This is a genomic window from Phenylobacterium sp., assembly GCF_030645195.1.
Taxonomy (GTDB): Bacteria; Pseudomonadota; Alphaproteobacteria; order Caulobacterales; family Caulobacteraceae; genus Phenylobacterium.
Window position 1 is genome coordinate 1 of record NZ_JAUSLW010000220.1, and the last position, 17,066, is coordinate 17,066.

Annotated in this window: 19 protein-coding genes, 1 tRNA gene and 2 pseudogenes; 12 read left to right on the plus strand and 10 right to left on the minus strand. The window is 65.4% G+C overall.

Features of this window, described 5'->3' with window-relative positions; translation table 11 throughout:
• The 6 genes from Q7T09_RS20525 to Q7T09_RS19940 all read left to right on the plus strand — a co-directional run bounded on the left by Q7T09_RS20525 (position 1) and on the right by Q7T09_RS19940 (position 7,401).
• Positions 1 to 147, plus strand: coding sequence for an OB-fold domain-containing protein (locus Q7T09_RS20525; RefSeq protein ID WP_370689297.1), 147 nt, complete (start codon positions 1 to 3; stop codon positions 145 to 147).
• Between the two features lie 8 nt (positions 148 to 155).
• The gene (locus tag Q7T09_RS19920) at positions 156 to 1,295 is read left to right on the plus strand and encodes a hypothetical protein (RefSeq protein WP_304701973.1); all 1,140 of its coding nucleotides are present in this window, start codon (positions 156 to 158) and stop codon (positions 1,293 to 1,295) included.
• 442 nt (positions 1,296 to 1,737) lie between these two features.
• Positions 1,738 to 3,216 carry a CehA/McbA family metallohydrolase gene (locus Q7T09_RS19925; RefSeq protein WP_304701974.1) on the plus strand — a complete coding sequence of 493 codons (1,479 nt, stop codon included), beginning with the start codon at positions 1,738 to 1,740 and terminating at the stop codon, positions 3,214 to 3,216.
• Positions 3,217 to 3,416: 200 nt separating this feature from the next.
• Complete coding sequence (locus Q7T09_RS19930) at positions 3,417 to 4,019, plus strand: response regulator (protein WP_304701975.1); 603 nt, start codon at positions 3,417 to 3,419, stop codon at positions 4,017 to 4,019.
• Complete coding sequence (locus Q7T09_RS19935) at positions 4,016 to 4,510, plus strand: hypothetical protein (RefSeq protein WP_304701976.1); 495 nt, start codon at positions 4,016 to 4,018, stop codon at positions 4,508 to 4,510. The genes Q7T09_RS19930 and Q7T09_RS19935 overlap by 4 nt, the downstream gene beginning before the upstream one ends.
• A gap of 176 nt (positions 4,511 to 4,686) precedes the next feature.
• A complete protein-coding gene (locus tag Q7T09_RS19940) occupies positions 4,687 to 7,401 on the plus strand; it encodes a TonB-dependent receptor domain-containing protein (RefSeq protein WP_304701978.1) in 2,715 nt (904 codons plus the stop codon).
• On the opposite strand, the gene Q7T09_RS19945 is transcribed toward Q7T09_RS19940, so the two are convergent.
• The gene (locus Q7T09_RS19945) at positions 7,385 to 7,654 is read right to left on the minus strand and encodes a TonB-dependent receptor (RefSeq protein WP_304701980.1); all 270 of its coding nucleotides are present in this window, start codon (positions 7,652 to 7,654) and stop codon (positions 7,385 to 7,387) included. The genes Q7T09_RS19940 and Q7T09_RS19945 overlap by 17 nt on opposite strands.
• A gap of 13 nt (positions 7,655 to 7,667) precedes the next feature.
• Between Q7T09_RS19945 and Q7T09_RS19950 the strand changes: the two genes are divergently transcribed.
• The 3 genes from Q7T09_RS19950 (at position 7,668) to Q7T09_RS19955 (ending at position 9,560) form a co-directional block, all read left to right on the plus strand.
• Complete coding sequence (locus Q7T09_RS19950) at positions 7,668 to 7,898, plus strand: hypothetical protein (protein WP_304701981.1); 231 nt, start codon at positions 7,668 to 7,670, stop codon at positions 7,896 to 7,898.
• Positions 7,899 to 8,517: 619 nt separating this feature from the next.
• On the plus strand, positions 8,518 to 9,033 hold the full coding sequence (locus Q7T09_RS20530) for a DNA/RNA non-specific endonuclease (protein ID WP_370689298.1): 516 nt from the start codon (positions 8,518 to 8,520) through the stop codon (positions 9,031 to 9,033).
• Positions 9,030 to 9,560 carry an SMI1/KNR4 family protein gene (locus Q7T09_RS19955; RefSeq protein WP_304701982.1) on the plus strand — a complete coding sequence of 177 codons (531 nt, stop codon included), beginning with the start codon at positions 9,030 to 9,032 and terminating at the stop codon, positions 9,558 to 9,560. The genes Q7T09_RS20530 and Q7T09_RS19955 overlap by 4 nt, the downstream gene beginning before the upstream one ends.
• 36 nt (positions 9,561 to 9,596) lie before the next feature.
• On the opposite strand, the gene Q7T09_RS19960 is transcribed toward Q7T09_RS19955, so the two are convergent.
• A tRNA-Ser gene (locus Q7T09_RS19960) sits at positions 9,597 to 9,686 on the minus strand.
• A 159-nt stretch (positions 9,687 to 9,845) separates the two neighbouring features.
• Here Q7T09_RS19960 and Q7T09_RS19965 point away from each other — a divergent pair.
• A complete protein-coding gene (locus tag Q7T09_RS19965) occupies positions 9,846 to 10,184 on the plus strand; it encodes an MmcQ/YjbR family DNA-binding protein (protein ID WP_304701984.1) in 339 nt (112 codons plus the stop codon).
• Between the two features lie 151 nt (positions 10,185 to 10,335).
• On the opposite strand, the gene Q7T09_RS19970 is transcribed toward Q7T09_RS19965, so the two are convergent.
• From Q7T09_RS19970 to Q7T09_RS19985, 4 genes are all read right to left on the minus strand, one after another.
• Complete coding sequence (locus tag Q7T09_RS19970) at positions 10,336 to 11,031, minus strand: DUF599 domain-containing protein (RefSeq protein WP_304701986.1); 696 nt, start codon at positions 11,029 to 11,031, stop codon at positions 10,336 to 10,338.
• A gap of 4 nt (positions 11,032 to 11,035) precedes the next feature.
• Complete coding sequence (locus Q7T09_RS19975) at positions 11,036 to 12,364, minus strand: MFS transporter (RefSeq protein WP_304701987.1); 1,329 nt, start codon at positions 12,362 to 12,364, stop codon at positions 11,036 to 11,038.
• A 71-nt stretch (positions 12,365 to 12,435) separates the two neighbouring features.
• Complete coding sequence (locus Q7T09_RS19980; protein WP_304701988.1) at positions 12,436 to 12,594, minus strand: DUF3309 family protein; 159 nt, start codon at positions 12,592 to 12,594, stop codon at positions 12,436 to 12,438.
• A gap of 85 nt (positions 12,595 to 12,679) precedes the next feature.
• The gene (locus Q7T09_RS19985) at positions 12,680 to 13,078 is read right to left on the minus strand and encodes a DUF983 domain-containing protein (RefSeq protein WP_370689296.1); all 399 of its coding nucleotides are present in this window, start codon (positions 13,076 to 13,078) and stop codon (positions 12,680 to 12,682) included.
• Between the two features lie 186 nt (positions 13,079 to 13,264).
• On the opposite strand from Q7T09_RS19985, the gene Q7T09_RS19990 reads away from it, so the two are divergent.
• Positions 13,265 to 13,429 carry a hypothetical protein gene (locus tag Q7T09_RS19990; RefSeq protein ID WP_304701991.1) on the plus strand — a complete coding sequence of 55 codons (165 nt, stop codon included), beginning with the start codon at positions 13,265 to 13,267 and terminating at the stop codon, positions 13,427 to 13,429.
• Between the two features lie 6 nt (positions 13,430 to 13,435).
• Here Q7T09_RS19990 and Q7T09_RS19995 read toward each other — a convergent pair whose 3' ends face one another.
• From Q7T09_RS19995 to Q7T09_RS20005, 3 genes and pseudogenes are all read right to left on the minus strand, one after another.
• On the minus strand, positions 13,436 to 13,573 hold the full coding sequence (locus Q7T09_RS19995; RefSeq protein ID WP_304701993.1) for an entericidin A/B family lipoprotein: 138 nt from the start codon (positions 13,571 to 13,573) through the stop codon (positions 13,436 to 13,438).
• A gap of 129 nt (positions 13,574 to 13,702) precedes the next feature.
• Positions 13,703 to 14,080 (minus strand): hypothetical protein, encoded by a 378-nt coding sequence (locus Q7T09_RS20000; protein WP_304701995.1) that lies wholly within the window; start codon positions 14,078 to 14,080, stop codon positions 13,703 to 13,705.
• A gap of 116 nt (positions 14,081 to 14,196) precedes the next feature.
• Positions 14,197 to 14,370, minus strand: a pseudogene (locus Q7T09_RS20005) (hypothetical protein); the annotation flags it as partial.
• A 324-nt stretch (positions 14,371 to 14,694) separates the two neighbouring features.
• Here Q7T09_RS20005 and dgt point away from each other — a divergent pair.
• Entirely contained in the window at positions 14,695 to 16,158 is a 1,464-nt protein-coding gene (gene dgt / locus Q7T09_RS20010; protein ID WP_304701996.1) for a dGTP triphosphohydrolase, read from the plus strand.
• A gap of 11 nt (positions 16,159 to 16,169) precedes the next feature.
• Here dgt and Q7T09_RS20015 read toward each other — a convergent pair.
• Positions 16,170 to 17,066 (minus strand): annotated as a pseudogene (locus Q7T09_RS20015) (elongation factor 4); the annotation flags it as partial.

The following is a 17,066-nucleotide window of genomic DNA, read 5'->3' on the forward strand; positions in this document are numbered from 1 at the left end:
CTGGATGAAGGTCCTCGCCTGATGACCAACATCGTGGGCTGTCCGCAGACGCCGGAAGCCCTGCAGCTGGACATGAAGGTCCAGGTGAAGTTCGAGAAGCAGACCGACGACATTTCCCTTCCCCTGTTCGAACCGGCGAAGGGCTGAGAGCGCATATGAAACCGAAATCAGTCGCGGTCGTCGGGGCCGCTGAAACCACCAAGATGGGCAAGATTCCGGACGTTTCCGTCCTGGGTCTGCACGCCGACGCCGCCCTCAACGCCATGAAGGACGCGGGGCTGAAGCCCTCGGACATCGACGGCGTCGCCACCGCCGGGGTCAGCCCGGTTGAACTGGCCCAGTATCTGGGCATCACGCCCACCTATGCCGACGGCACCAGCGTCGGCGGCTGCTCCTTCATGCTGCACGTCCGCCACGCGGCGGCCGCCATCAATGAGGGCCTGTGCAAGACTGTCCTGATCACCCACGGGGAATCAGGCCGATCGCGCGTCGGCGCCGGCGGCTTTGGCCGTAACGCCACCTCGCTGATGGGCCAGTTCGAGATGCCCTACGGCGTCACCAGCCCGCCCACCATGTTCACGATCCCGGTGCTTCGCTACATGAAGACCTACGGGGTGACCGAGGAGGACCTGGCCATGGTCGCCGTGGTTCAGCGGGAGTGGGCGGCGCGGAACCCGCGCGCCTCGTTCAAGGACCCGATCACCGTCGACGACGTGCTGAACTCGCCGATGATCGCCTGGCCGTTCCGCATGCTGATGTGCTGCCTGGTCACCGACGGTGGCGGGGCCTTGATCCTCACCAGCGCCGACCGCGCCAAGGACTTCCCCAACAAGCCGGTCTATGTACTGGGCACCGGGGAGAGCGTGGAGACCCCGATGGTCAGCCAGATGGAGGACTTCAACTCCTCCAAGGCGTTCCGCGTCTCGGGCAAGAAGGCCTTCGAGGAAGCCGGCATCAAGCACGCCGACGTCGATCACCTGATGATCTACGACGCCTTCGCCCACCTGCCGCTGTACGGCCTGGAGGACCTGGGCTTCGTGAAGCCCGGTGAGGCCAAGGACTTCGTGCGTGAGCGCAACACCGCCATCGGCGGCAAGCTGCCCATGAACACCAACGGCGGCGGGCTCTCCTACATGCACTCGGGCATGTACGGGATGTACGCCCTGATGGAGAGCGTGCGGCAGATGCGCGGCACCGCCGCGGCCCAGGTGAAGGACGCCAAGATCAGCGTCTGCCAGGGCGTCGGGGGCATGTTCGCCGCCGCCGGCACGGTGATCTTCGGCAACGAAGCGTAGAGTTTTTTCAACGACTTACCGCACTCTATGCTGCGCAGCATCAAGTGCAGCAATTTCGCCCTTCCCTGGAGACGGGGGAGGGCGTTTTTGTGCCGGAATGCTGCGCAGCAAAACAGGATTTGGAACCACGAACCTCACGAACAGATGCTCCCCCCACTGGGGGAGCTGGCGCGAAGCGCCTGAGGGGGACTTTGACCCTTGTTTCGCGGAGGTCGACTACGTCGATCCCCCTCCGTCCCGCATCTGCGATGCGGTCCACCTCCCCCACATCGCCGCTACGCGCCTGGGGGAGGATCTTGGGTCGCGTCACCCCAAGCGTGTCATCCCGGCCGCAGCGAAGCGGAGAGCCGGGATGACACGGAGGGGAAACCCGGGCGACACGGAGGGGAAGCGGCGCGCTTTGTTCGTGTGGTTCGTGGGGTTCGTGGATAGTTTCCTTCCCATGCGGCGCAGCTTCCACATCCTGGCCTTCCTGGCGGCCCTGTTGTTCAGCGGCGCGGCGCGCGCGCAGGCCCCCGACCTCACCCTCACCGGAACCCTGACCGGCGCCGATCACCAGACCTACCTCGAGGTCCCGTTCAAGGTTCCGGCCGGTGTCACGCGGATCACCGTGGGCTTCGACTATTCGGGGCGCGAGCAGAAGGCGACGATCGACCTGGGCTTGCGCGACCCGCAGCGGTTCCGGGGCTGGAGCGGGGGGAACAAGGCGGGCTTCACCCTCTCCGAGGCCGAGGCGACGCCGTCATACCTGGCCGGGCCGCTGCCGGCGGGGACCTGGAAGCTGGTGCTGGGGGCGCCCAATATCCGCAAGGGGACGAGCGCCACCTATAGGGCCAGGATCTGGTTCTCGCAGGCCGCCAATCTGTCCCAGGCCCCGGGCGGGCCGGGCTGGTATCGCGGCGACCTGCATCTGCACACCGGCCATTCGGACGGGACCTGCCTGTCGCAGCTTGGGGCCAAGGTTCCCTGTCCGGTGTTCAAGACCCTGGAGGCGGCCTCGGCGCGGGGGCTGGATTTCGTCAGCGTCACCGACCACAACGCCACCTCGCAGACCGGCCCCTTGCGCGAACTGGCGGCCTATTTCGACGACCTGGTGCTGATCCCGGGCCGCGAGATCACCACCTTCCAGGGCCACGCCAATGTCTTCGGCCCCACCGGACCGATCGATTTCCAGCTGGGCGGCCCGCGGGCGCCGAGGCTCGGCAAGATCCTCGACCAGGTGGACGCGGCCGGCGGCCTGATCTCCATCAACCACCCGGCCCTGCCCTCGGGCGAGGCCTGCATGGGCTGCGGCTGGAGCGTGGCCGACACCCCCTATGGCGCCATCGCGGCGATGGAGGCGGTGAACGGCGGCGGCATGGCCCTGATCGGCGGCAAGGCCGAGGGGCCGTTCTCGGGCATCCCCTTCTGGGAGGCGCGGCTGAACGAAGGCTGGAGGATCACGGCCATCGGCGGCTCGGACAATCACGACGCGACCCTCGATCCCGCCAAGGCGCCGGCCGTCGGCATGCCCACCACGGTGGTCCACGCCGCGCAAAAGTCGCAGGCCGCGATCCTGGCGGCGATCCGCGCCGGCCACGTCTTCATCGACGTCAGCGGCTCCCGCGACCGGCTGATCGAGGTGACCGGCGAGGCGCTCGGCCAGAGCGCCGAGATGGGCGATGTCCTGGTTGCGCCGGCGGGGACGACGGTACGGGTGAGCGTCCATGTGCGGGGTGGAGCCGGGGCCCGGTTGAGCCTGGCGGGCGCCGCGGCGGGCCGGGCGACTCTGACCCATCCGGACCTGGCCGGGGACGACGAGACGCGGGTCTTCGACCTGGTGAGCGACGGGAAACCCGGCTGGCTGCGGGTGGACCTGAGGGGCGCCGACGGGCGGCTGATCCTGCTGACCAATCCCCTCTATCTGCGGCCTGGCGGTTGAGGCTAACAGCCTGAAGTAGAACCCGGTTCTGAAGTTCAGGCTCGGGAGACCGGCGCTCTGTGACGCCCTGTCGCACCGTAAGCCGTGGAAGATGTTCTTAACCCTCTTTGGCGAGACTGTCGGCGTCGCGAAACGCGTCGGAACGAAGGATCGCTGCGGTCCCGGGCAGGCTGCCCGCCAGAGCGCACGTTACATTCAGAATGGGTCTCAGCCCGGATTCCCGCGCCCGATTCAACCTCGAACGCGCCTCGGTGCTGGTTCTCGAGGAATCGGTCATGGGCATGAACATCCTGGTCCAGATCCTCACCGGCTTCGGCGCCAAGGTGCTGCACCGGGCCGAGAACGTCGAGGAAGCCCAGGCCATCGTCGGCAAGGTCGAGCTGGACCTGGTGGTGGCCGACGCCCTGGGCGCCAGCGGCGCGGGCTATGATTTCGTCAGCTGGCTGCGCCGCTCGCGGATCGAACCCAACTGCTATGCCCCGGTGTTGCTGACGGCGGGCCACACGCCCGGCGGGGCGGTGCAGAAGGCGCGCGATTGCGGCGCCCACTTCGTCATGACCAAGCCCTTGACCCCCATCACCGTCCTGGAGCGCGTCCTGTGGATCGCCCGGGAGGGCCGCAGGTTCGTGGAATGCGACACCTATATGGGGCCTGATCGGCGCTTCAAGAACGAGGGCGTGCCGACCGGCAAGGTCGGACGCCGGCGGGACGACCTGGCCGGCGACGTCGGCGAGGCGAGCTCGCCCAACATGGAACAGGACAGCATTGACGGCATGCTGAAGACACGGCGGGTGACACTTTGAGCTCGGTAAAGATCCATGTTCCCGTGGTGCGGCTGGCCAAGCTGCTGCGCACCCCAGGCGGCCTTCCGGTGGCCGACGCGGTCAAGCGCGCCGGGGCGGGGCTCGCGAGCCTGCGCGCCGAGTGCCTCGACGAGTTGCGGGTGACGCTCGACCAGGCCGAACTGTGCGCCAACCGCGCCAATGGCGAGTACGATCCCAAGGTGGCCGACGAACTCTACGCCATCGCCAGCGCCGCCATCGGCGTGCCCACCGCCTGCGACCTGGCGCCCATCGACACCGCGCTGGTCAGCCTGGCCGACCTGGTGGACTACCTGAAGAGCCAGGAGAAGTGGGACCCCAACGCCGTGGCCGTCCACCTGCGCGCCTTCCGCCTGCTGCTGCACACCGAGGCGGGCAAGGACAGCAACGGCACCAAGGCGATCCTGGAGGGCCTGCGCCGCGTCAGCCAGCGCTACGCCCGGAGCGACACCCCCAGCGCCGCGGCGGGCTGACCCCGCTCCGGGACGGCCATCCCCCAGTCCCAGTCCGAACCGTGTTCGGATTTCACTGATCTGTCAAATACTTGACGCGCCCTCCCGCGCGGACCTAGCGTTCGCCAAAGGCCTTCCCTCGACGGTGGGCCATGGGAAGAACAGCATCCGATCAGCGGATGCCTGGGAGGGAAGACATGACCAAGGCCCTGATGCTGTCCGCGTCCGCGATGGTGCTGATCTGCGCCGCGCCGGACCTCGCCCGCGCCCAGGACGCCGGCCGGGGCGCCCTGCTGGAGGAACTGATCGTCACCGCCCAGAAGCGGGAGGAGTCGGTGCAGGACGTGCCGATCGCCGTCTCGGCCTTCAGCGAACAGGCGCTCAAGGCCCAGGGCATCGACGGGGCCGGCAACCTCGTCCAGTCGGTGCCCAACCTGACCTTCACCCGCCGCGCCCTGCGCACCAACTTCCAGATCCGCGGGGTCGGCGCCCAGCTGGTCTCGCTGTCGGGCGACGACGGGGTCGGCATCCACGAGAACAATGTTCCGCTCACGGCCAATCGGATCGCCGACGCCGAGTTCTATGACGTCGAGCGGGTGGAGGTGCTGCGCGGGCCCCAGGGGACCCTCTATGGCCGCAACGCCACCGGCGGGGTGGTGAACATCATCTCCAACAAGCCCAACGATCAGCTGAGCGGGTCCCTCACCGCCGAGTTCGGAAACTACAAGTCTCTGAAATATCAGGGCTATGTGAACGTTCCCCTGGGCGAGAAGTTCGCCCTGCGCGCCGCCGGCTTCGCCCTGCAGCGGGAGGGCTACACCACCAACCTGCTCAACGGCCAGGACATCGACAGCCGCGACATCTGGGCGGGCCGGGTGACCCTGGCCTTCACCCCCACCGACAATCTGCGCAGCTTCCTGCTGTGGGAGAGCTTCGCCGAGGATGACAGCCGCGGGGCGCGCAAGCAGCTGTGCGTGAAGGATCCCGGCCCGACCTCGGTGCTGGGGGTGGCCACCGGCGCGGCCCAGGCGGGCCTCACCCAGGGCTGCCGGGCGGCCTCGGTCTACGATCCCGCCGCCTACGGAACCACCAACCAGCTCTCCACCTTCTCGGGCATCATCGCCCGGCAGATCGGCCTGCAGCCGCTGGACTCCTTCCTCGGCAAGACCATCTCCCACGACCTGCGGGCGGTGGAGGTGGTGGGCCAGCCGATCTACCGGCCGCGCACCGATCTCTACGAGTTCAATGTGGAGTGGGACCTGACGCCGGGCCTGACCTTCACCTCGCTCACCAGCTACAACGAAAACGAGAACTACTCTCGCGGCGACTCCACCGGCGGCTATTCCTCGGTGACGTTCGGGATCACGCCCTACACGCCCGCCGGCATCCTCAACGATCCGCAGTTCGGCGCCACCGACCGGCTGCAGAGCGAGTCCGGCGGGGTCGGTCACAACGAGCAGGTGACCCAGGAACTGCGCCTGCAGTCCAAGTTCGACGGGCCGCTGAACTTCAATATCGGCGGCATCTATCTCGACTATGACGCCATGAGCATCACCTATGTCGCCACCAATGCGGCGACGGCGGCCCTGAGGGTGCTGGTCCCGACCGGCTATATCGACCCGCTGCGCGAGCCCGACTTCACCGGCCACAACTATTTCGTCAGCCGGACCGAATACAAACTCAAGTCCAAGGCGGTGTTCGGCGAGGTCTACTGGCAGGCCACCGACACCCTGCGGGCGACGCTCGGCCTGCGCTACACCGACGACAAGAAGTGGACCCGGGGCTCCGGCTCGACCCTGTTCACCCCGGGCCGCGGTCCGGTCTACACCGCCGAACAGAGGGTGCAGTTCAAGGAGACGACGGGACGCTTCAATGTCGACTGGAAGCCCGACCTGTCCTTCACCGACGAGACCCTGGTCTATGGGTCCTATTCGAAGGGCTACAAGGGCGGCGGCTTCAACCCGCCCGGCGTCGTGGCCCTGGGCCTGAACCCCAGCTATGCGCCGGAGTTCGTCAACGCCCTGGAGGTCGGGGTGAAGAACACCCTGATGGACGGTCAGTTGCTGCTGAACCTGACCGCCTTCTCCTACGACTATAAGGGCTATCAGATCGGCCGCAGCGTGAACCGGTCGGTCTACAACGAGAACATCGACGCCAAGATCAAGGGCCTGGAACTGGAGAGCGTCTGGAGCCCGATCGAGAACCTGAGACTCAACGCCAATATCGGCTACCTCGACACCAAGATCGAGCAGGGCGTGGTGGTCGACACCTTCGATCGCACCCGGGGCGACAGCACCTATATCTACGGCAACTCCACCAGCGGCGGCTGCGTGGTGCGGGCCACCGGGGTGGCGGCGATCCTGGCGGTTCCGGGCGGCGCCGCGACCCTGGCCAACCGGGTCTGTTCGGGTCCGACCTCGGTCACCGCGGGTCTGGTGGCGGCCGGCAACACCCCGGCCGCCGCCGCGGCCCTGGCGGCGGGCATGTACAGCTACGGCTCCAATGTCTCGCTGTACACCAATGGGGCCGGCGAGGGCGTGCGGCAGAACCTGAAGGGCAACGAACTGCCCAATGCGCCGAAATGGACGGTGTCCCTGGGCGCGCAATACAGGTGGGAGTTGGAGAGCGGCTGGAACGTCACCCTGCGGGGCGACTACTACCGGCAGAGCGAAAGCTTCATGCGCTACAACAACGCGGCCTTCGACGGCATCCAGGCCTGGGACAACCTCAACGCCAGCCTGATCGTGGCCAATCCGGACATCGACCTGACGGTGCAGATGTTCGTGAAGAACGCCATGGACGAGGACACCATCGTCGGCTTCGACATCGCCGACGAGAACCTCGGCTCGACCCGGAATATCTTCCTGCTCGATCCCCGCATCTACGGGATCGCCATCACCAAGGGCTTCTAGGATCACCAAAGAAGCGCCGTCCGGCGGGGGCGCCGGACGGCGAGGAGAGGCGGGCCAGCTCGGCCTGGCCGATCCCGGCGGTGAGCAGCCGGGGCTGGTAGGGCTGGGCCCGCTTGCGATCGACGGTGTAGCGCAGGCCGGTGGTCAGCTTCAGGTCGTCGGTGATGTTCCAGTAGATCTCGCCGAAGGCTGCCTGGGACGAGATCTGGTGGCTTGTGCGGCTGTCGAAATAGTTGCTCCCCGAGATCGGCAATGCGGGGCTGTCGATGCGGGCGCTCGCGACCGGGGCGGGGGTCAGCCTGGCCACCCCCTACAACCTGTTCGGCTCCAAGCGGGCCATCGTGCTGGCGGTGCTGGACGACGTGCGGGCGTTCCACGAACGCTTCTCGCACCTGAGCTCGGCCGATCCCCTGGAGCGGATCTTCACGGCGGCTGACGACTGGCGAGGACCGCTGGAGGTGCGGCTCATCGAGAGCCAGGCGCGGCTGGGGGCCTAGATTCCGATCACCACCTGGCCGCTTGAGCAACCATCGCGGCGGCTGGACGGGCGCCGCCGCCGGGGGTAGCCAAACCATAAATGTTCTTGATTTGTTCTAGACAAAAGGTCAGGCTTGTGAAAAATTCAGCTGGATGCTGCGGCTAGGTGCGCGCGGGTGAAATCACAAAGCGAAGAGGTGCTCAGTGGCGGAGATGCCAAAGGGAAAGCCGCGTTCCGTCCCCGATCCACTTGGGGACCAATATGACGAAATGATCCGACAGCATTCGGTGAGGCGGGATGCGAAGACCTCGCCGCCTGCTCCGACAGCGGCGTCGTTCCCACCTGTTGACAGTCGTCTCGCTCTGCTCAATCGGGCCGCTCGCCCGAACCCCTATGTCACGATCGGTGGTCAAACCTACAGGGAAGTCGACAATGGCCGAGCTAACGTCCTGGTCCCAGTGGATGACCCCTCGATTTCGCCAGCCGTGCGCGCGGACCAGCAGCGCGCGGTCGCGCGCGCCCTTTTCATGGCGGACCATCCGCTCGGGAGCGCCGCCTACGCGCTCGCCGCGCTAGCGAACGCGTCGCCACGGGCGCGCAATGGGGCGCTGATGGCAGGAGGCGCCGCTGACGCCGCAATGCTGGGAGTGGCGCCCCGTATCGCGTCGGCCAGCAGGGCGCCGATACCAAGACGGGCAGCCTTGGCTCCGCCGGTCGTGAAACAACCCGACGTCCGGTATGGTCAGCCCACCGCGCTAGGACAGGCGACCAGAGTGATGGCGACTCTCACGGAGCCCATGCTCGCTTTTGGAACAAGAGCTGATCGGCGTCAGACTCCGCCGGGTTGGCAGGGCAACGGTAGAAAGTTCAACGAATCGAGAGGCCACCTTCAGGCGAAGCAGCTGGGCGGTTCGGGTCTTGATCCGCGAAACCTCGTCACGCTCACACAAAAGCCGGCCAACTCTCCCCAAATGCGGAGATTCGAGGATGGAGTAAGGCGTAGGGTTCAGGCGGGCGAAGTCGTCGAATATTCTGCTACGCCACTATACGCTCCAGGGGTGCTGCCACCGGCGAGAATTCTCCTGACGGCGATTGGGTCGCGCGGCGCACCCGTCGCGCGGATCATTGAAAATCCTGCGGGGAAGCGCAGATGACGATCGAGAACTTGGTCAAGGTGGTTCCACCGCCGGAGGCCCCGGAGGAGGCGTATCTCGGCCCATGGGAGGCGATCGAAGCTGACCTCGGCACGGTGCTGCCGCAGGACTACAAGGACTTCGTGCGGCTTTACGGATGCGGCGATTTCATGGAATTTCTAGGGGTCCACGTCCCGGTATCCAGGAGCCCTTACGTCCAGCTTCAGTCGGAAGTTCGCGTAATCTGCGACGATCTCCGCCACGACGAGGATCAACCCTATCCGCTTTGGCCGGCCCCAGGCGGGCTCCTACCGTTCGGCAAGACCGACTTCGGGGACTATCTCTTCTGGCTGCCACGCGGCCAGCCGGACGACTGGGGCGTCGTGGTCTGGGACCGAGGGATGGGGGAGTACGAGGCCTTCGACTGCGGCCTCACCGATTTCCTCGCCGGACTCGCCACCGGGGACATCGAACCCAAGGAATTTCCCGAGGACATGCTGCCCTGCGACCGCCTGTTCGCGCCGTATCCGCCGCGCCGCCCTGATTGATTTGGCTCGGAGCCTGACGTCCCTGGGCGGGAATTTTGGCGGTGAGAGAGGGATTCGAACCCTCGTTAGGCTTTCACCTAAACACGCTTTCCAAGCGTGCGCGATCGACCACTCCGCCACCTCACCGGCCGCCGCGAGGGGCGCTAGGCCCTTCGCGGAAGGCGGGCAATAACTCATGAAGGTTGCGGGGGCAAGCGGCGTCCGGTCGCGGCCGCAAGATGGTTGGGATCGGGTCGGCCACGCCCTATCCTGGCGGCCGCGCAACGCCGTCGAGGAGGCCGCCCGTTGACCCCCGCGGAGCTGGACAAGACCTGCCTGGCCCTGCCCGGGGCCGCCAAGGTCGTCCAGTGGGGCGGCAGCGACGTCTACAAGGTGGGCGGCAGGATCTTCGCCATCGCCGGCCTGGCCGGCGGCCTGATGTTCAAGGTCACGGACCTGGCCTACGAGGTGATGACCCAGAGCGGCATGGCCAAGCCGGCGCCCTATCTGGCCCGGGCCAAATGGGTGTCCTTCGACGACCTGGCGGCGTTGGATCGCGACGAGGTGGCCGATTGGCTGAAGACGGCGCACGGCCTGGTGGCCGCCAAGCTGACGCGGGCGGCGCGAAAGGAACTGGGGCTCTAGATTCCTCCCCGTCGGGGGAGGGGGACCGCGAAGCGGTGGAGGGGGTTCGGGCTGTGCAGGTTCAACGGCCCGAGCCCCCTCCGTCACGCGCTCCCGCGCGCGCCACCTCCCCCGTCTATACAGAAGCGCGATCCGGGGGAGGAATTGCGCTCTAGCCGCCCTGCAGCAGCTTGCGGAGGTCGGAGATGGCCCCGGCGGCCTTGGAGCGGCGCTGGCGCCAGAGCAGCAGGCTGACGGCGCCCAGGGTGGCGAGCATGAAGGCGACGGGTCCGAACAGCCAGGCCGCAGCCGCCAGGGCGAAGTAGTAGCCCCGCACCCCGGCGTTGAAGGCCGAGAGCGCCGGGTTGAGCAGGCGGGCGGCGGCCTCGCCATAGGCGGCCTTGAAGGCCTCGTCCTCGGTGTCGGGGGCGGCCCCGACCGCGGCGATGCAGTAGTTCATCTGGCGGATCGCCCAGATGAAGTCGAGCAGGCCGCGGGCGAGCGCCACCAGGACCAGGGCGATCTGGCCCTCGAACAGCAGGCGCGAGGAGGTCTGGATGGCGATCAGGCTCGAGGCGCTGCGGAAGGTGGATTCACCCCCGAACAGCACGCCGGCGGCCCCGGCGATCAGGATCAGGTTTGAGGAGGCGAAGAAGGAGGCCGAGTTCAAGGCGTGGCCCAGCAGCTGGCCGTCCATGAACCGGTTCTCGCGCCCGGCCATGTTCTTCATCCAGGCCACCCGGATGACGGTCATGTCGGTGGTGATGGCGCCCTTGCCCCGCGCCACGACCTTGAGCAGGGGCTCATAGGCCAGCCAGACCACCAGGAAGACGATCAGGGCGGTGAGGTCGAGGGGCGAGAGTTTCACGCGGTCAGTCCTCGGCGATCAGGCTGTGGCGGTTGGTGTTGCGCAGGGTGAGCGCCACCAGGAAGGCCAGGCCCATGATGGTGGCGACATAGACGTAGAAGCCACTCTCCATGCCCTCCTTCTTGAACCACAGGGCGACGTACTCGGCCGTGCCGCCGAAGATGGCGTTGGCGGTGGCGTAGGGCAGGGCCACGCCCAGGGCCCGGACGTGGGCCGGGAACAGCTCGGCCTTCAGAACCGCGTTGACGGCGGTGTAGCCCGACAGGATCAGCACCAGGGCGCACATCAGGGCGAAGGCCATCATGGGGTCGCTGGTCACCGCGATCCTCGAGAAGATCGGATAGGTGAAGAGGGTTCCCAGCAGGAAGGCGGCGGCCAGGGTGGTCTTGCGTCCCACCAGGTCCGACAGGGCGCCGAAGGCCGGCTGGGCGAACATGTAGACCACCAGGGCGCCGGCGGTGACGGCGGTGGCGGCGTCCTTGCTGAAGCCCGAGGTGTTGACCAGGAACTTCTGCATGTAGGTGGTGTAGGCGTAGAAGGCCAAGGAGCCGGCGGAGGTCAGGGCGAAGATGGTCGCCGTCTCCTTCGGGAACTTCACGAACAGCAGCATGGTCCGCGAGCGCTCGGCCCCCTCCGCCTGGGCGGTGAGGTAGGACTGGCTTTCCTCCAGGCCGGTGCGGATCCAGAACACCACGATGGCCAGGACTCCGCCGATGGCGAAGGGGATGCGCCAGCCCCAGGCCTCGAGATCCTCCTGGGAGAGCACGTTCTGCAGCAGGATCAGCACGCCCAGGGCGGTGAGCTGGCCCAGGATCAGGGTCACGAACAGGAAGCTGGACCAGAAGCCGCGGCGCTTCTTGCCGGCCATCTCCGACATGTAGGTGGCGCTGGCGCCGTACTCACCGCCGAGCGACAGGCCCTGGACCAGGCGGGCCAGGACCAGGGCCACCGGGGCGGCGGTCCCGATCATGCCGTAGTCGGGGATGATGGCGATGGCGAAGGAGCCGGCGCACATCATCGAGACCGAGACGGTGAGCGCCTTCTTGCGGCCGGCGCGGTCGGCGTAGAGCCCCATGAACCAGGCGCCGACAGGCCTCGCCAGGAAGCCCACGGCGAAGACCGCGGCGGCCTGCAGCAGCTGGGCGGTCTCATCGCCCTTGGGGAAGAAGTGCTTGGCGAAATAGAGGGTGAAGGAGGAGTAGGCGAACCAGTCATACCACTCGACGAAATTGCCGGCCGATCCGCCGAGGATCGCCCTGGCGCGCTGCAGCGGCGTCAGCCCGGGCGCCATCGCCTCGGGCGAAAGCTCGCCGCCGCTTTCCGTGACCGTCATACATCCCCCCAAACGATACTGGCTCGGGAGGATGCTAGAGGGTGTTTTGACCTAAGCGAAGGCCGGTCTGCCTATATGCGGCCCAACAGGACCAGGATCAGCACGATCACCAGGACCAGGCCAAGCCCGCCCGACGGCATGTAGCCCCAGGAGCGCGAGTGGCCCCAGGTGGGCAGGGCGCCGACCAGGGCGAGCACGAGAATGATGAGTAGGATGGTCCCCAGCGACATGGCGTCTAGCCTCCCTTGAGCCTGGCCGGTTGGCCGGGCGTTCAGGCGCAGAAACGAGCGTCGCCGGAGAAGGTTGCGGCCGGAGTTAGTCGGCCATGTCGGCGGTATGCAGGTGGGCGTCCCGCTCCTTGACCCGAAGGATGTAGAGCAGGCCGATGAAGGCGCCCTTGATCCGGGGCAGCAGGGCCAGGGTCGCGCCGGCCAGCGGGATCAGGGTGGCGGGCACCATGATGGCGGTGGGCGCCTGCCAGATGATCGGGAAGAACAGCAGGGGCGCCACCAGCAGGTGGCCGACGATGAGGATGGTGAAATAGGCCGGGCCGTCGTCGGCGGGGTACTGGGCCAAGTCGTGGCCGCAGGCCTGGCAGCGGGGCTCGACCTTCAGGTAGCGCCAGTAGAGGGCGCCTTCATTGCAGTGGGGGCACTTGCCGCGGAGGCCGCGGGTCATGGCCTGGATGAGGGTGGGAGGTTCGTGACGGGACATGGCCGGCATATGGGAAGCCGGATCGGAAGAGTCCAAGGTGACGGGCGGTCGCATCGGGTACATGATCTTCGCAATCCCAGGCGGGGCTTGGGGTTCCCCATTTATGGCGCGTCGTTAGGTCCCACCGCGCCAGCGGGAACGTATCAGCCGCGCAACCCATTGATGAGCAAGACGCGGAGAAGGCTCATGAATTCCGACCGACCGGCCCCGACGGGCGACAAGGGCGTGCATGGCCACACAGGCCCCACCACGCCCGCCGAGGACAAGATGGCGCAGGCCGATCCGGCGGTGTCGCCACTGGAGGACCGGGTCAAGATCGCGCAGGCGGCCTCCCGCGAGGAGGACGCCTGACCGGTCCTACTTCTTGGCGTCGTCGGCGGCGCCGGTGACGGCCTTGCCGGCGGCGGAGACATCCCGGCCCACGCCGGAGACGGTGTTGCAGGCGCCGGTGAGCAGGGCGGCGGCGGTGACGGCGAGAACCAGAACCTTACGCATCGAAGAACTCCTCAGTGATGGCGGCTGCATAGCCAAGCTTGATGGCGCTTTCTAGGCGAGGGCGTGGCCCTGCGGCAAGGCGCGCGCTGGCGCCCGCTCCGGCACGACCCCGAGTTGGACGGCTGAGGCCTAATTCGGCGATCTAGCCCGCGGCGCCGTTCCGGCGCCCAGGCGCTCGCCGGGAACCGACATCGAGACGGGCGTGCAGTTGAAGCCCGGCCCGCCGGGCTCGGCGCTGCAGGCCAGGGGATTGACCCCGCCGGCCGTCGGGAGGTCACCGGCGCGGGGGACGTACTTGACCCGCAGGGCGCCGACCTGGTCGCTCAGGGCCGACGGGTTCCGGGCCAGCACCGTCAGGCTGTCGGGGTGCAGCGACACGACCCCGTTTCGCAGGGCCGCCAGCTGGGCGCCGGGCGAGACGGTCACCGGCGCCTGCGCGTGGGCGAGACCCGCGAGGCTCGAGATGGCGGCGACCGCGGCGAGGCGACGAAGGACGCGCTGGGACATGACAAGGGTCTCTGGCCGGCCACCGCCAGGCTGAGTGTCAGCCGCGCGCGGACCGTTGAAGCGCCAAGCCTAGCCCATAACCGCGTTGTCCCACAACGCCGCCCTGTGGCGTCCGCCTAATCCGCGTCCATCTTCAGGGCGGCGATGAAGGCCTCCTGCGGGATCTCCACCTTGCCGAACTGGCGCATGCGCTTCTTGCCGGCCTTCTGCTTGTCCAGCAGCTTGCGCTTGCGGCTCATGTCGCCGCCGTAGCACTTGGCCGTCACGTCCTTGCGCAGGGCGCGCCCGGTTGCCAGGCTGGTTTCCTAACGCTGCTAATTAATGTGTCGATTTGGGTGAAAATCTCCGCTTGTGCGAATGGTGCGGTCTTTGAGCCACCAACATTATTCCCAGCCGGAAATGGCTAATTTTCGTTTACCTCTGAGCTCGCTGCGTGTGTTATCAACGAGTCAGACAGAGAGGCTCTTATGGCAGCGTCTACCTATGCAAGGCTCGTTGGCAGCGCCAATACCGCAGTAGCGGAAAAACTAAGTTCTCTCAGAAGCCATCCAACGGTCTATAAACCATCCAAACCGCAGCCTGCGCCCACACGGCTTGTGCCCCCTAAAAAGTAGATGCTCTATCCGCCTGGGGGGGCAGCGCGGCGATCTGGGAAGAATCCTGGACGCGACGTCGGCGATGCGCGGTATCGCGATGACTTTCAGAGAGACTATGCGCGGGTGCTTCACAGTCCCGCTTTTCGGCGCCTGACAGGCAAGACGCAGCTCTTTCCATCCGATGAGAACGATTTCTTTCGGAACAGACTGACGCATTCTCTTGAAGTGGCGCAAATTGCGAGTGCTATCGCCCGCAAGATTAATTCAACCCACCCTTACTACCGCAAGAATAACATAAGCGAGCGTTTGTGCGAGCTTGCGGCGCTGGCTCACGATATTGGGCACCCGCCATTTGGCCACAATGGCGAGGAGGCCTTGCATAGCCTCATGAATGGGGCTGGCGGCTTCGAAGGCAATGCTCAGACGCTTCGAATTGTAGCTAAGCTCGAAAAGAAGGAAGTGCTTGGCGACGATCCTCGGCGGCTTTTAGAAATCGGAGATAACGTCAAAGATTTGCGCCTTGGGTTGGATTTGAGTGCGCGGTCCATGGCGGCCATGCTTAAGTATGACTCTTTAATTCCACCAAATAAGTCGCCGCATGAGGCCGTTGTAAAGGGCTACTATTACGACGACGCTGACGTAATTTCGTTTGTCAAGCAATCGGTTGGCGATCCCCCAGACGGGGTAAGCTTTCGCACAATCGAATGCTCCATCATGGATATATCGGATGATATCGCCTATTCGACATATGATCTGGAAGACGCGCTAAAGGCGGGTTTTCTAAATCCGCTGAAAATGTTGGCTGCCGACACGAGTTTTAAAGAAGACGTTGCTTCCACGGTCAAATCCAGGGCGAAGCGATACTATCCTGAGATGGAAAAGAAGTGGAAAGGCTTTTCTGCTTCTGATGTCGATAGCGTCGTGCAGGACGTATTCAGTGAAGCGCTTGCGCTAGGTGACACTACTCTCAATGCTCTTGAGGATGCCTCGTTTGCGGGGCAGCTTGCAATCGTAAGTACCTCGGTGTTTAGCGAGTCTGAACTTTGGGCGTCGAGTGGATATTATAGAACAGCTCTAACTTCTTATTTGATTAAGAGATTCGTTGAAGGAGTAAAGGTAGCATCGAAGACGCGGGGCGGAAATCCGATCTTCTGGAACGCAAGGTTGGATTTTGATGACTTTCTGTGCGTTGAAGTATTGAAGACGTACGCCTACAAATCTCTAATTATGTCCTCATTTCTTCGGCTATCAGAATATAGGGGGAGGGACATGTTATCTTCTATATATCAAGCGTTAATGAAGCCGTCAGGCATACTAATGATGCCGGAAGATTGTCGTCAGATGTGTGTCAGTGTCGACTCCCATCCATTCAAGCATCGAATAGTTTGTGACTTTATTGCGTCCATGACGGACAGATACGCGATTGAATTCTATAAGAGACTCGTCGGAACTGAGTCACCTTCTATATTTAAACCTTATTGAGATCTTGCCGCCTAGTCGGCGTCCATCTTCAGGGCGGCGATGAAGGCCTCCTGCGGGATCTCCACCTTGCCGAACTGGCGCATGCGCTTCTTGCCGGCCTTCTGCTTGTCCAGCAGCTTGCGTTTGCGGCTCATGTCGCCGCCGTAGCACTTGGCCGTCACGTCCTTGCGCAGGGCGCGCACCGTCTCCCGGGCGATGATCCGGCCGCCTATGGCCGCCTGGATCGGGATCTGGAACATGTGGGGACTGATGAGGTCCTTCATCTTCTCCACCATGCCGCGGCCCCTGGCCTCGGCTCGGTCGGCGTGGACCAGCATGGACAGCGCGTCCACCGGCTCAGAGTTCACCAGGATCGACATCTTCACCAGGTTGCCGACCCGGTAGTCCTCGATGGCGTAGTCGAAGGAGGCGTAGCCCTTGGAGACGCTCTTGAGCCGGTCGTAGAAGTCGAACACCACCTCGTTCAGCGGCAGGTCGTAGACCACCAGGGCGCGGGAGCCGACATAGGAGAGTTCCCGCTGCTCGCCGCGGCGGTCCTGGCAGAGCTTGATCACCGAGCCGAGATACTCGTCCGGGGTCAGGATGGTGGCCTTGATCCAGGGTTCGGCGATGGTGGCGATCTTCACCGGATCGGGCAGGTCGGCCGGGTTGTGCAACTCCATCTCCGAGCCGTCGTTCAGGCCGATCTTGTAGACCACGCTGGGCGCGGTCGCGATCAGGTCGAGGTCGAACTCGCGGCTCAGGCGCTCCTGGATGATCTCCAGGTGCAGCAGGCCCAGGAACCCGCAGCGGAAGCCGAAGCCCAGGGCCGCGCTGGTCTCCATCTCGTAGGTGAAGGAGGCGTCGTTCAGGCGCAGGCGGCCGATGGCGGCGCGCAGGTCCTCGAAGTCGGCGGCGTCCACCGGGAA

What these genes read in the sequence shown, in the direction of transcription:
- Q7T09_RS19930 (WP_304701975.1), top strand. Translation starts at nt 3,417, where the DNA reads ATGGGTCTCAGCCCGGATTCCCGCGCCCGATTCAACCTCGAACGCGCC.
- Q7T09_RS19955 (WP_304701982.1), top strand. Translation starts at nt 9,030, where the DNA reads ATGACGATCGAGAACTTGGTCAAGGTGGTTCCACCGCCGGAGGCCCCG.
- Q7T09_RS19975 (WP_304701987.1), bottom strand. Translation starts at nt 12,364, where the DNA reads ATGACGGTCACGGAAAGCGGCGGCGAGCTTTCGCCCGAGGCGATGGCG.
- Q7T09_RS20000 (WP_304701995.1), bottom strand. Translation starts at nt 14,080, where the DNA reads ATGTCCCAGCGCGTCCTTCGTCGCCTCGCCGCGGTCGCCGCCATCTCG.
- Q7T09_RS19980 (WP_304701988.1), bottom strand. Translation starts at nt 12,594, where the DNA reads ATGTCGCTGGGGACCATCCTACTCATCATTCTCGTGCTCGCCCTGGTC.
- Q7T09_RS20530 (WP_370689298.1), top strand. Translation starts at nt 8,518, where the DNA reads ATGCTGGGAGTGGCGCCCCGTATCGCGTCGGCCAGCAGGGCGCCGATA.
- Q7T09_RS19920 (WP_304701973.1), top strand. Translation starts at nt 156, where the DNA reads ATGAAACCGAAATCAGTCGCGGTCGTCGGGGCCGCTGAAACCACCAAG.
- Q7T09_RS19985 (WP_370689296.1), bottom strand. Translation starts at nt 13,078, where the DNA reads ATGTCCCGTCACGAACCTCCCACCCTCATCCAGGCCATGACCCGCGGC.
- Q7T09_RS19940 (WP_304701978.1), top strand. Translation starts at nt 4,687, where the DNA reads ATGACCAAGGCCCTGATGCTGTCCGCGTCCGCGATGGTGCTGATCTGC.
- Q7T09_RS19990 (WP_304701991.1), top strand. Translation starts at nt 13,265, where the DNA reads ATGAATTCCGACCGACCGGCCCCGACGGGCGACAAGGGCGTGCATGGC.
- Q7T09_RS19995 (WP_304701993.1), bottom strand. Translation starts at nt 13,573, where the DNA reads ATGCGTAAGGTTCTGGTTCTCGCCGTCACCGCCGCCGCCCTGCTCACC.
- dgt (WP_304701996.1), top strand. Translation starts at nt 14,695, where the DNA reads ATGCTCTATCCGCCTGGGGGGGCAGCGCGGCGATCTGGGAAGAATCCT.
- Q7T09_RS19950 (WP_304701981.1), top strand. Translation starts at nt 7,668, where the DNA reads ATGCGGGCGCTCGCGACCGGGGCGGGGGTCAGCCTGGCCACCCCCTAC.
- Q7T09_RS19925 (WP_304701974.1), top strand. Translation starts at nt 1,738, where the DNA reads ATGCGGCGCAGCTTCCACATCCTGGCCTTCCTGGCGGCCCTGTTGTTC.